This is a genomic window from Myxococcota bacterium, assembly GCA_039030075.1.
Taxonomy (GTDB): Bacteria; Myxococcota_A; UBA9160; order UBA9160; family SMWR01; genus JAHEJV01.
On record JBCCEW010000022.1, the window covers coordinates 61,116 to 73,663 of the forward strand.

Here is a 12,548-nt window from a genome sequence, read left to right on the forward strand (position 1 = left end):
CGGGACGGCAGCGCCGGGTGCGTTAGCGTGGCGTGCGAGAACCTCCGATGATTCCCAAGCCCCGCCATACCGCCCACGTGGCCGTTCCGTTGCCGGTGCCCGTCGACCCTGCAGAGGCCCTCGAGCGCCTGCGGGGCCTGCGCTGCCCCTGGCTCCTGGAGAGCGCCCTCGAGAACGACGACACCGGACGCTTCTCGTTCGTCGGCGCGGACCCCTACGCGATGCTCCAGCACCGCGACGGCGAGAACGCATGGCTCTGCCATCGAGCGGTCTATCCGGGCTTGCGCACGGGCAGGACGCGCGTGCCCGGCCCGACCCTGGACGCGTTGCGCAGCGTGTTGCCATCGGCACCGCCGGATGCTCCTCCCTACCCGTTCTGCGGCGGAGCGGTCGGCTACTTCGGATACGAACTCGCTGAGCAGCTCGACGTGCATCGGGTCCAGACGATCGACGACCTCGCTCTCCCCGAGGCCCAATGGCTCTTCGTCGATGCGCTGGTGGTCTTCGATCATCGCCAGGGAACGGCCGAGATCTCGGCCCTCGGGTTCGGCGACGAACGCGACCCGGCAGAGCGTCGCGCCCGGGAAGCCGCCGCGCGTCTGGCACGACAGCTCGAGGCACCGACCTCACAGCGACGCGCCTACGCGTTCGGATCCTCGGCCGGTGGACGTCACAGCGCGCTCGACCTGTCCCGGTACCACAAGGCGTTCCACGAGGTGGGAGATGCGATCGCCGCCGGCGAGCTCTACCAGGCCTGCCTCACCTACCGGATCGACCGGCCCTTCCACGGCGATCCCTGGGACTTCTACCGGACCCTGCGCGAAGGCGACCCGGCTCCGTTCGCGGCCTACCTCGAGCTTCCCGGCGTCACGGTCGCCGGCAACTCACCGGAGCGCTTCCTCCGCGTGGACGACGAGGGTCGGATCGAGAGCCGCCCGATCAAGGGCACCGCGCCCCGCGGAGCGACACCCGAGGAAGACACGGCGCTTGGCGAAGGGCTCCTCGAGTCCGAGAAGGATCGGGCCGAGAACGTGATGATCGTCGACCTGGTCCGCAACGACCTGGGCCGCGTCTGTGAAGTGGGCAGCGTCCGGGTCCCCCACTTGTTCTCGATCGAACCATACGGGTCCGTGTTCCAGATGGTCTCGACCGTCACCGGGCAGCTCCGAATGGAGTGCGATGCTCTGCACGCCGTCGCTGCCGCCTTCCCACCGGGCTCGATGACGGGAGCCCCGAAGCTCGCCGCCATGCAGCTGCTCGATCGACTCGAGGACGTACGTCGGGGCATCTATTCCGGGGCCATTGGCTACCTCGACCCACGAGGCCATACGGACTTGTCCGTCGTCATTCGCACGGCCTTCTTTCGGGAAGGGCGCGCCTATCTGCACACGGGCGGCGGCCTGGTCGCCGACTCGTCGGCCGAGCAGGAATACGCCGAGACCCGCGACAAGCTCCGATCGCTCCTCGCAGCGCTGTACGCCTGCGACGTCGAAACGTCCTAGTCGCGGTTCGCGAAGAAGAGCCCCGTGTTCGCGTGCCGACTCGAGGGTTCGGTGGCGACCCGAAACCCGGCCGTCTCCAAGAGAGCGCGGAAGTTCCCGATGCGCGTGCGCGGATCGTCCGGGTCGACGTCGTGGTACTCGCCGACGATGCGCGAGACGCGAGACAGGAGCTCCGGCGGTGCCGCGCCGAGGATGTCGTACTCGGCGCCCTCCACGTCGATCTTCAGCAGATCGCAATGCTCGATGCCGTGTTCGTCGAAGAGCGCCTCGAGCGTCGTCACGGGCACCTCGACTTCGCTGTCCAACAGTTCCGGCGCGAGGTTGGAGAACTGGGTAGACCGCCCACCGAGCTTGCCGCCTTCTGCGAGGTGCAGACGCAGGGTTCCGGTGCGGGCCCCCGCGGCCTCGGGAACTGCGACCGCGTCCTTCGCATCGGCCAGGTTCCGTCGGAGCAGCTCGAAATTGTGGGGGTCGGGCTCGTAAGCGATCAGCCGATCGACCCGCGGAAGGATCCGACAGCTGAAGCAACCCACGTTCGCGCCCAGGTCGACGACGGTTCCCCAGCGACCGGGGACCTCATCGAGGCGATACTCGTCGCGCAGGAAGATGCGATCGAACACGTGGTAGTCCGAGTACCCTCCGCGCAGCCAGAGCCGGCGGCCGTCACGGAAACGCACCTCGATTTCGCCCTCGCGCTGCCGCCGCGCTCGACGCACTTCAGCCGGGTTCTCGAGGAGGCGGTGCAGACGCCAAACGTCGCCAAGACGGGAGAGTTTCAATCGATGCTCCATGGACAGGACCCACGACGGTGGGGCCAGACACTGGGGTATGATGCCCAGTCCCGAAATTGGCAACAGGAGAATCGAATGGGTCCCCTCCACGGCGTACGCATCCTCGAATTCGCGGGCATCGGCCCCGGCCCGTTCGCGGCCATGATGCTCTCGGACATGGGGGCCGACATCCTGCGCCTCGACCGCGCCGGATCGGTCAAGGACCCGACGCCGGCAGGGGCCTCGAAGGACCTCCTGAACCGCGGACGTCGCAGCATCGGTCTCGATCTCAAGAGCGCGGAGGGCATCGAGACGGCGCTGCGCCTGATCGAGAGCGCCGATGCCGTGATCGAGGGATACCGACCGGGGGTCATGGAGCGTCTCGGATTGGGTCCGGAGATCTGCCTCGAACGCAACCCACGCCTGGTCTACGGACGCATGACGGGCTGGGGCCAGGACGGCCCGATGGCCCACGCCGCCGGCCACGACATCAACTACGTCGCCCTGGCAGGTTCCCTCGCGCCGCTGGGTCGCGCTGGCGAGCGCCCCACGGCGCCGATCAACCTGATCGGAGACTTCGGGGGCGGCGGCATGCTGCTCGCCTTCGGAGTCGCTTGCGCCCTGGTCGAGCGGGGCGCGTCGGGGAAGGGCCAGGTGGTCGACGCCGCGATGGTCGACGGGTCGGCGCTGTTGATGACGATGATCCACTCGATGCGCCAGATTGGTGTCTGGCAGGAGAAGCGCGGGACCAACCTGCTCGATACCGGCGCCCACTTCTACGACACCTTCGAGACCGCCGACGGCAAGTACGTGTCGATCGGTTCCATCGAGCCCCAGTTCTACGCCGAACTCCTCGAGAAGACCGGCCTCGCTGGCGAGGAACTGCCGGGCCAGATGGACCGCGCCGAGTGGCCGGCCCTGAAGGAACGCCTCGAGAAGATCTTCAAGACGAAGACCCGCGACCAGTGGTGCGAGATCATGGAGGGCAGCGACGTCTGCTTCGCGCCGGTGCTCGAGATGAGCGAGGCACCCGATCATCCCCACAACCGGGCACGCGAAACCTTCGTCGAGCTCGAGGGCATGGTGCAGCCCGCGCCGGCTCCCCGCTTCAGCCGCACTGCACCTGGGATCTCCCGACCGCCGTCCCACCCGGGACAGCACACCGACGAGGCCCTCGCCGATTGGGGCTTCGAGGCGAGCGAGCTCGCCGCCCTGCGCGAAAAGGGGGCGATCCGTTAGCCCCCCGGAACGCGCTATCTTGGGGAGCGCGCCATTCGGAGAGACCATGCCCGCGCCGCGCGAGATTCCGATCCGGAAGCCCCGCTTCGCGATCGAGGAAGCCCCGACCGACTGGTTCGGCGGCAACGTCTTCGCGAGCCACGTGTTCGACGCGCTCTCTTCCACGTTCCCGGACGGCGAGGCCTTCTTCGTCAAGTCGGTCCAGCGCTTCCGAGGGGAGATCGACGATCCCGCCCTCGCCGAGGCGGTCCGCAGCTTCTCCGGCCAGGAAGCCCAGCACCGCCACCAGCACGACCAGCACGTCGCACTGCTCGTCGAGCGCGGCTACCCCGCACTCGAGACCCGCAACCGCGTCATGCGCGCGGCCAACGCATTCTTCGTACGGCGCCTCCCGCGTACGGCACTGGCTTCCACCGCCGCCGTCGAGCACCTGACGGCGCTGCTGGCGCGCCGCCTCCTCCGCGAGGAGGGCGCCTTCTGTCGGGACATGCATCCGCGCATGGTCGAGCTCTGGCAGTGGCACGCCCTCGAAGAGTCCGAGCACAAAGCCGTCGCCTTCGAGGTCCTGGAACAGGTGGCCCCGGCCTATCCACGACGCGCCTTCGCGTTGATCGGCAACAGCATCGGCCTCGCCTTCGAGGTGCTGGACCGGACCGTCTATATGCTCTGGAAAGACGGCCTGCTCTTCCGGCGCGACGTCTGGCGAGACGGTCTGCGATTCCTGTTCGGCGCGGACGGCTTGTTCCGCGGCCTGGGCCCCGACTACCGGGCCTGGTACCGGCGCGACTTTCATCCGGACCAGATCGACGACAGCGCGCTGCTCGCGGAGTGGCGCGAGAAGATCGCGGCTTAGCCGGACGCGCCCCCGCGCGCCGGCACCGATGCTGTGTCGGTCTGGGCCTCGTCGGGGCTCGACGCCGTGTCGACCTGTACGTCGAACTCACCGCCGCCGGTGGCCGCGTCGCCGAACGCGAAGGTCAGGAGCGTGGTCACGTAGCGACGCCGCTCATCGACGGGCTGGGACTCCCAGCGGGCCTGCGCCTGCTCCCAGAGCAGGCGCTGACTCGCGAGCACGCGCTGATCTTCGCCCGGCAAGGTCGGGAAGATCGCGGCGAGCTGGGAAAGGACCGCCTCGCGAGGGAGCGCGTGTCGCGCGTCCGCGTGACCGATGTAGCCGAGGGAGAACAGGAGACTCTCGTGGAAGGCATCGGCCGCGTCCTCGGTGAGCACCGCGTGGCTGCCGCGCGCGAGCACGGCGGTGCCCGTCGGCGGAACCGCACGCGCGACGCTCAGGCCGAGCACGAGGCAGGCGAGGGCCAACACGACGAATGCCGAAGGTCGCAGACCAAGGCGCCCCTGGGCCGAGCGAGCGAACCCGAGTGCGATGAACGGTGCCATGACGATTTCCCCTCCTCTCGTCGCACTGCCGTGCGACCCCCCGAGGATCGTCCTCCGAAGCCAGTCACCGGTATGAAGCGCTTCACACCGATTTCGTGACAGCAGATTCACGAGAATCGACGATGGACGCCGATTCGGGGCCCAAACCCCACGAGCCGGGGGCCGGTGGCCAGCGCCTGGGGGCCTAGGATTCGCCCTGGAGCCGAGCCAAGAGCTCGGGGTCGAGCTTCGCCTTGACCGTGCGGCGGTCCAGGCCGAGCCGTCGGGCCGCCTCCTCGTAGCTGCCGGCCTGGGCGTAGACCCGCGTGCAGTAGTGACGCAGCAGCTCCTCCGCACTCCAGTCGCCTGCGGCGAGCGCCGCGGAGAGATCGGGAGCGGCATGTGGAGCACTCGCCTCGGGCGCGTAGTAGCCCCGAATCAACACGTTCCGCACGCATTGCTCGAGTTCGCGGACGTTCCCGGGCCAGTCGTAGTCCGCCAGTTCGCGGTCGACGAAGCTGCGGACTTCTTCGGCGAGTCGCGGTGCCTCCTCGGGCCCCGCGATACGCGTCGCGATCACGCCGAGCAGGTTGTCGAGCTCTGCGCGGCGAGGGGTGGACGGGGACGTGGGCTCGGTGAGCTGGGCCCGCAGCGTCGGCGTCTCGATCCGGTCGGCGCACAGGCGGTAGTAGAAATCGGCGCGGAACCGGCCAGCAGCGATCTCGGACGCGAGGTCACGGTTCGTCGCCGCGACGAGCTTCCCCTCGAAGGTGCGCTCCTGGGTCTCGCCGATCCGCTGGAAGGTGCGACTCTGCAACACCCGCAGCAGCTTCACCTGGATGCCTGGATCGAGTTCGCCGATCTCGTCCAGAAACACGGTTCCGTGTCGCCCGCAGATCTCGAGCCAGCCTTGCCGATCGGCGACGGCACCGGTGAAGGCGCCGCGCTTGTGCCCGAAGAGCTCGGACTCGATCAGCGTCGGCGAGAGCGCCGACAGATTCACGGGGTAGAAGACGTCGCCGAGCTCCGCCTCGAACGCCGCCTTCTTCGCGTCGAAGGGCACGAACTGGGCGAGCGCGATGGCGCGGGCCACCAGCTCCTTCCCTGTCCCCGACGGGCCCGTGACCAGCGTCGGAATATCGACCATCCGATCGAAGAGCGCGCGCCGGTAGCGGGCAACGTCGTGGGTGAAGATCGACTGCCAGACCGCGGCGCGAAGCCGGGCAGCGGGCATCGACCCGCCGTAGATCCGTCGGTAGGTGAGATGGAACGCGCGACGGATCTGGTAGCCCCAGGCGAACAAAAACGCCGGGTCGATCGGAATCGGCAGCGTGACGCCGGGGATCTCGAGGAAGTGAGCCATGTCGCGCTTGAAGTCGGCGTAGCGTTCTATGCGACCCGTCGTCGTATGGCCGACCTCGGCGCCGAGGATCAGGGCCAGCCAGACGTGCTCGTAGCGCATGTAGAGCAGGTGGCGGACGGCCCCCTCGTAGTGGAGGAGTTCGTCGTCACTCGCCGAAGCACCCCCCGCCAACCGTTCGCGCAGCTCGGGGACCAGCCGCTCGATGAGCGCGCCGAGCCGCGGGATGTTCGGCTGCGTGCGCAGGAGATCGGCCTCCGCGTGCCAGACCGCTCCCGAATCGACGAAGTCGCCTCCCAGGGCGCGCTGCTCGTTCTCGACCCGCTCCGGAAGAAACGGGTTGCCGGCCGCCAGCGCCGAGACGGCTTCCAGGACCGGGCGTTCGTCGGCGTCGAGAAAGGGCATGCCAGGGACATCGACTGTACTGATGGGGGCATTGAGTGCCCAGGAGCGAGCCTCGTCAGGCGTGGGCAGAGATGCGCAGGTCGGTCTCCAAGTCCTCTTATATATTGACTTTTTGTGGATCCTCGAGGGCTGGCACGCAGGCTGCTATTGGGGGCCCCAGAAAGGAGTCCGGAATGCCGAAGCTGTTCTTCGTCTGGTGGATCATCCTCACGTCATGAGCAAGGGAGCATCGTCCATGCGGGATTGGATCGACCGACTGACGCGTGCGCTGGCGCGCTGGGTGATCGGGGTCTTCTACCGAAAGATCGAGGTGAGCGGCCTGGAACACGTGCCGTCGCAGGGGCCGGTGCTGTTCGTCGCCAACCACGGGAACGCCATTGTCGACCCGATCGTGCTGGTCGGACTGCTCCCGCGGATTCCGCGCTTCCTCGCCAAGAACACGCTCTGGAAGAACCCAGCGCTCTTTCCGCTGCTCACATTGGCAGGTGCCGTCCCCGTGTATCGTGCGCAGGACGGCGACACGGCCCGCAACGACGAGACCTTCAAGGAGTGCTTCGCGCAACTCTGCGACGCCGGCGTCGTCGCCTTGTTCCCTGAGGGCATCAGCCACGACGAGCCGCAGCTGCAGCCACTGCGCACCGGCGCGGCGCGCATCGCCCTCGGCGCCATGGCTCGCGGTGCCGAGCCCGTCGCGATCGTCCCGATCGGGCTCACCTTCGAAGAGAAGCAGCGCTTCCGGTCACGCATGCTGCTGCGGATCGGCGCACCGATCCGGGCCCCGAAAGACATCGCCGCCGACGACGCAGAAGCGGCCCGCTCCCTGACCGCAGAGATCGACGCTGCGATCCGGGCGGTCACGCTCAACGTGGATTCGTGGGAGACCGCGCGTCTGGTCGAGCGCGCCGCCGAGATCTACGCGAGCGACCACCAGCGCAGCATGCCTGGGCGTTCGAATCTCGACGCGCGCTTCTCGCTGCGACAGGCCTTCGGCGACGGCTACGAGGAAGCGCGGCAGAAGGAACCGCAGCGGTTCGAGGCGCTCGAAGCGATGGCCCAACGCTACGACGGCATGCTGCGGGCGCTTCGACTCCGCGACGATCAGATCACCGCCGACTATCCCTTCGCGCGAGCGGCGGGCTACGTCGGGTACCGGCTGCCGGTGCTGCTGCTGCGACTTCCCTTCGCGATCGTGGGCGCGCTACTGAACTACCTTCCGTACCGCATCCCCGGCTTCGCCGCGTCCTTCGTCGAGAAGGAGGGGGACCAGCCCGCCACCTACAAGATGCTCGCGGGTTTCTTCCTCTTCCCCGTCTTCTGGATGATCGAGGCCCTGGCGGCGGGGCTCTTGTGGGGCGCTCAGGCCGGTGCGCTCGTGGCTTTGGCGGCCCCGATCACCGGCTGGGTCGCGCTGCGGTTCTTCGAGCGAAACGAGAGCTTCTGGAGCGAGCTCCGCGCCTACCTGTGGCTGCGCCTGGCCCCCGATCGGGCCGCCGAGCTGCGCAGCCTGCGCGGTCTCCTACGAGAGGAACTGCACGACCTCGTCGCGCCGAACTAGACGACGGCCGGGAACATGAGCTCGACGGCGAAGCCGCCATCCGAGGCATTCGCTCCGCTGACGCGGGCCCCCATGCGCTCCCCCAGCTCTTTGACGAGGGCGAGACCGATTCCGGTGCCCTGGGTCGCGCGGGTCAGCTCCTCACCTCCGCGAAAGAACGGCTCGAACACCCGCTCCCACTGTTCCCTGGCAACGCCAGGCCCCCAGTCGCGCACCACGATGGCGACTGCACCGGATTCGGCGCGCGCCGCGACTTCGATCTCACGCCGCGCTGCGCCGCGCGCGTACTTCATCGCGTTGTCGACGAGGTTGAACAGCACCTGGAGGAGCGCGTCACGATCGAAGCGCGCCGTCGGCAGCTCGGATGCCAACTCCACGCGCAGGCTGAACCCCTCCTGCTCCGCGTGCGCCCGCAACTTCTCGACGGCCTCGGTCAGCACCGGACCGACGGCGCCCACATGCATCGACAGGTCCCGACGCCCGCCCTCGAGCTTCGAGAACTCGAGCACGTTGTCCACGAGGCGCGAGAGGCGTTCCGACTCGTCGGTGATCGTGCCGTAGTACTCGCGCCGTTTCTGATCATCGGGAACCAGGTCGTCCCGCAACATCTCGGCATACATGCGAATCGCGGTCAGCGGGGTCTTCAACTCGTGGGTGACGGCGGCGACGAAGTTGCTGCGCCGCTCCGCGTACTGCAGTGCCGCGGTGGCGTTGCGGTAGATCGCCACGAGACCCCCCGCTCCGACGAGCAGCAATACACCCACCAGGGCATACAGGGGCCGCGGCGATGCAACGCCGGGAAGGGGACGGAGGAGCAGCTCCGCCTCGAGCGCATCGAAGGGCTCTGCGAAGCGATGGGCGAAGAGGTAGGCATCGCCGCTCGCGGTTCCCGTGCGTTTCGCGCCGAAGCGAACCTCGGCCACCGAGGCGAGACCCGCCGATCGAATCACCCGGTCGGCGAGCCAAGCGCCGACTGCGCCCCGATCGAGCACCAGCCCCTGGCGATAGGCCTGGCGGTCGACCCACACGGTCCGGTGCAAGACGAGCCAGTCGCCCGTGGCGATCCCCACCATGGGATCGAAGGTGATCCGGATCGTGTCCTGAGAGGCACCGCGGTCGCCGGGTGGCACGGCGGGCGCGGGAGCCCGCGGCCGAGCGACGGCGGACGCCACCGGCGCTGCCGAGCGCTCAGCGAGAGCGTCCTGATCCCCTTCCCGGAAAGCGAGGGCGTCGGCGGACGACGAGAGCCCCCCGGCAGATCGCTCCGGCGCCACCACCGCCGCCGCTTCCTCGTCGAAGAGCGCTTCCAGCTCGGGAAGGAACGGCTCGCGCGGCGCGTCGCGGCGCTGACCGAACACCGCCTCCGGCGCCGCCTGGGCGACCTTCTGCTTGCGCTCCTGCCGTTCTTCCGCCGCTCGGTTCAGACGCCCCAGGACGTCATAGGTATCTCGCGCCGCCTCTTCCTTCGCGGTGGGCTCCTTGCGCGCGAGCTCGGCTTCGAGCTGGTCGTCGACACCGGGCCCGGACACGACCCGCGTGGTCCCCGGGTCCTGCGCCAGGCCCTTCTTCAATACCTGCACGTCCGCCTTGGCGAGCGGCTCCTCGGGGGCCGCCGCCGCAGCCCGGTTCTCGGACCACAGCGCGTTCACGACCGTGCGCACGAGAGCGGCGGAGGCCGTGACGTCCTCCGTGGGCGCGTCGCCACGAGGCGCATCCCCGGAAGGCTCGAGGGGCGTCGTGACTGCACCGTCGGGGCCGATCGAGAAGGCGCCGATCACGAACGGCGCGTGGGGTCGAGCCAGGGGGGAGCGCTCTCCCGTAGCGGGCAGGGTGAAGGCGTAGTGTTCGAAGGGCCGCGCCTCTTCCAAGTCGAGGAAGCCACCGAGCTGCCGCTCCATCTCCTCGAAGGTGCGCTCGGCAACTGCCGAATGCCGCACGGTCCGCTCGACCGAGAGCCCCTCATAGGCACGCCAGGCCAGCGCCCCCACGAGTCCCAGGGTCGCCACGGCGACCAGGAGCAAGGCGATCCGGATCCGCGTCATCCCGCGAAGCGGTAGCCTTCGCCCCGCACGGTCTGGATCCAGGACGCATCGCCCGAGTCGAGCTTCTTGCGAAGCTTCGCGACGTGCATGTCCACGGTGCGCGTCTCGATGCGATCGGGGTTCGCGACGCCCCAGACTTCGTTCAGGAGACGGCGTCGCGAGAGGATCCGTCCCGCCTCGCGCGCGAAGAGCGACGCCAACGCGGCTTCGAGCTGGGTGAGTTCGACGCTTTCACTCCCGCGCTGCGCCACACGTGACTCGGGATCGACCTGCCAGGGGCCGAAGTCGAAGGGCGCCGTAGCCGGCTCCGAGGGTCCCCCGGCGCGGCGCAACAAGGCCTCCACCCGGGCGATCAGCTCGGCCACCGAGAAGGGCTTGGTCACGTAATCGTCGGCCCCGGCGCGAAAGCCCTCGAGCACGTCCTGCTCGGAGCCGCGCGCCGTGAGCATCAGGATCGGCAGCTCCGCGTTCTGGGCGCGGAGTTCCTCGCAGACCTCGAAGCCGTTGCGGCCCGGCAGCATGACGTCGAGGACGACCAGCGCGGGTTGCGCTTCGAGCGCCCGCTCCAGTCCGGTGTCGCCACGCTCGACCCCCTCCGGCGCGTAGCCGCGGTACGCCAGGACGTCACACAGTCCTTTGCGGATCGACTCTTCGTCTTCCACGACGAGAATGCGTGCGCTCTGGGCCATGCCGGCAGTCTAGAGCGGTGCCCCACAGGCCGCCGTAAACCGCATGTAAAGCGCCGCTTTTCCTCTTTACCGGGCTTTGACGGCCGCTCCCGTTGGATTTCCGGAGACTGACCCCCGAACCCGAAACCCCCACGACCCGAGCCACCAGGGAGACCTCATGAAACTCTTCGACCGTCTGACCACGCTGCTGCGCGCCGATGTCCACGGCGTCCTGGAGCAGCTCGAGGAGGACAGCCTCCTCGCGAAACAGCACCTGCGCGACGCGGAAGTCGAGCTCGACCGGAAACGCGCTCAGCTCGATGCGTGGGAGCGAGAACGACGCCAGCTCGCGGAGCACGCCGAGCGCTGCGAAGCCGAGGTGGAGCGTCTCGACAGCGACGTCGAGATCGCGCTCGAAGGCGACAAAGAAGAACTCGCGCGCTTCTCGCTGAAGAAGCTGCTCCCTGAGCGACGGGCCTCCGAGCAGGCGCGAAGACGCATCGAAGAGATCGACACCGAGCACGCGCGCCTCGTGGAAACCGTGGTCGAACAGGAGCGACGCCTCGAGGCACTCCGAGGGGAAGTCCTACGACGCCTCCGCGATCCGCAAACCCCGCTGACCCCGCCCGCGCGTGCCGATGCCGCGGACGAGGAAGTCGAACTCGAACTGCTGCGTCGGCGCAGCGCGCGATCGGAGGCCCGCTGATGTTCGGTGTGTACGGCTTCGGCCGCGCGCTCGTCTTCGCCGCAGTGGCGGCGCTCGGCCTTCCGGCCGCCGTCACCTTCCTGGGGCCCTGGATCGGGGAAGTCACCAGCGTCCACGTGTACGTCGCGGCATTCGCGGTCGCGTTCGTGGCCGGTCTGGTGCCCGATCCGCCGGGCCGACGCGCGTGGGTGTGGGTTGGGGCAGCCGTCGCTACCGCGTTGGCACTCCTCCCGATCGGGACCCCGACGTTCGCCCTGAGCATGGCGGGCTTCATCGCGTTGGGTCGTTTGCTGGCAAGACGCCCGCACTCCTGGCCCCGGGCGATCGGACTCGAGATCGCGCTCGGGCTCGCCGGTCTGGCGCTCGCGAGCTTCCTCTTCGCGCACACCCTGCTCGGGTATGCGCTCGCCATCTGGGGCTACTTCCTCGTACAGAGCGCCTACTTCGTGTGTGGCGGCCGTCGCGCCGATCCGTCCGACCCCGAGATCGACCCCTTCGAGCGGGCCGAGCGACGGCTGGCACGTTGGCTCGAATCCGAAGACCCCACGCTGCGCACCTAGCCTTCCATCCGCCCTGCTTCGGTGGGCGAGTCACTCGCGCGTTTTCTCCCTACAGCCCGGCCGTGGGTCCGCCGTACAGGAGGCCAGGGGAAGGGCAAGAGGGCGGCTCCGAGCCGCGCTGGGGATCCCCGAAAAGAAGGGTTGCGCAATCGCACCCCGATCGTGTTCACTTCTCACTAAGGCGAGGGTCTCGGTGAGAGCCCGCTTCGCGGGTGCCCCCAACCGCCGGAACCCCTGACCGGGTCGTTTCATCTCTCGGAGCCCCGGTCTTCGCCGACCGAGCATCACGGCGCGGGTAGAGTCGCGGCGCCTCGTGCGCTCTTCCCGTGGATCGGCCCGCGCTGACGGATGCGCTTGCGGACGA

General features: G+C 68.7%; 11 protein-coding genes. 6 read left to right on the forward strand and 5 right to left on the reverse strand.

Annotated elements, in window-relative coordinates:
- Nucleotides 1-47 precede the first annotated feature (47 nt).
- A complete protein-coding gene (pabB, locus tag AAF430_20380; GenBank protein MEM7412599.1) occupies nucleotides 48-1,502 on the forward strand; it encodes an aminodeoxychorismate synthase component I in 1,455 nt (484 codons plus the stop codon).
- On the opposite strand, the gene AAF430_20385 is transcribed toward pabB, so the two are convergent.
- Entirely contained in the window at nucleotides 1,499-2,281 is a 783-nt protein-coding gene (locus AAF430_20385; GenBank protein ID MEM7412600.1) for an FkbM family methyltransferase, read from the reverse strand. The two genes, pabB and AAF430_20385, sit on opposite strands and share 4 nt — an antisense overlap.
- Nucleotides 2,282-2,368: 87 nt before the next feature.
- Here AAF430_20385 and AAF430_20390 point away from each other — a divergent pair, with 87 nt between their 5' ends.
- The gene (locus AAF430_20390; GenBank protein MEM7412601.1) at nucleotides 2,369-3,511 is read left to right on the forward strand and encodes a CaiB/BaiF CoA-transferase family protein; all 1,143 of its coding nucleotides are present in this window, start codon (nucleotides 2,369-2,371) and stop codon (nucleotides 3,509-3,511) included.
- Nucleotides 3,512-3,557: 46 nt separating this feature from the next.
- Nucleotides 3,558-4,364, forward strand: a complete 807-nt coding sequence (locus AAF430_20395; protein ID MEM7412602.1) for a metal-dependent hydrolase — start codon at nucleotides 3,558-3,560, stop codon at nucleotides 4,362-4,364.
- Here the strand turns inward: AAF430_20395 and AAF430_20400 are convergent.
- Together AAF430_20400 and AAF430_20405 are read right to left on the reverse strand one after the other, a co-directional pair.
- Nucleotides 4,361-4,909 (reverse strand): hypothetical protein, encoded by a 549-nt coding sequence (locus AAF430_20400; protein ID MEM7412603.1) that lies wholly within the window; start codon nucleotides 4,907-4,909, stop codon nucleotides 4,361-4,363. The two genes, AAF430_20395 and AAF430_20400, sit on opposite strands and share 4 nt — an antisense overlap.
- A gap of 184 nt (nucleotides 4,910-5,093) precedes the next feature.
- A complete protein-coding gene (locus AAF430_20405) occupies nucleotides 5,094-6,653 on the reverse strand; it encodes a sigma 54-interacting transcriptional regulator (protein ID MEM7412604.1) in 1,560 nt (519 codons plus the stop codon).
- A 214-nt stretch (nucleotides 6,654-6,867) separates the two neighbouring features.
- On the opposite strand from AAF430_20405, the gene AAF430_20410 reads away from it, so the two are divergent.
- Nucleotides 6,868-8,208, forward strand: coding sequence for a lysophospholipid acyltransferase family protein (locus tag AAF430_20410; GenBank protein ID MEM7412605.1), 1,341 nt, complete (start codon nucleotides 6,868-6,870; stop codon nucleotides 8,206-8,208).
- Here AAF430_20410 and AAF430_20415 read toward each other — a convergent pair.
- Both AAF430_20415 and AAF430_20420 read right to left on the reverse strand, forming a co-directional pair.
- Nucleotides 8,205-10,250 carry a HAMP domain-containing sensor histidine kinase gene (locus tag AAF430_20415; GenBank protein ID MEM7412606.1) on the reverse strand — a complete coding sequence of 682 codons (2,046 nt, stop codon included), beginning with the start codon at nucleotides 10,248-10,250 and terminating at the stop codon, nucleotides 8,205-8,207. The two genes, AAF430_20410 and AAF430_20415, sit on opposite strands and share 4 nt — an antisense overlap.
- Entirely contained in the window at nucleotides 10,247-10,939 is a 693-nt protein-coding gene (locus AAF430_20420; protein MEM7412607.1) for a response regulator transcription factor, read from the reverse strand. Before AAF430_20420 ends, AAF430_20415 begins: the two co-directional genes overlap by 4 nt.
- A 157-nt stretch (nucleotides 10,940-11,096) precedes the next feature.
- On the opposite strand from AAF430_20420, the gene AAF430_20425 reads away from it, so the two are divergent.
- Together AAF430_20425 and AAF430_20430 are read left to right on the forward strand one after the other, a co-directional pair.
- The gene (locus AAF430_20425; GenBank protein MEM7412608.1) at nucleotides 11,097-11,624 is read left to right on the forward strand and encodes a PspA/IM30 family protein; all 528 of its coding nucleotides are present in this window, start codon (nucleotides 11,097-11,099) and stop codon (nucleotides 11,622-11,624) included.
- A complete protein-coding gene (locus AAF430_20430) occupies nucleotides 11,624-12,184 on the forward strand; it encodes a hypothetical protein (protein ID MEM7412609.1) in 561 nt (186 codons plus the stop codon). Before AAF430_20425 ends, AAF430_20430 begins: the two co-directional genes overlap by 1 nt.
- Nucleotides 12,185-12,548: the final 364 nt, after the last annotated feature.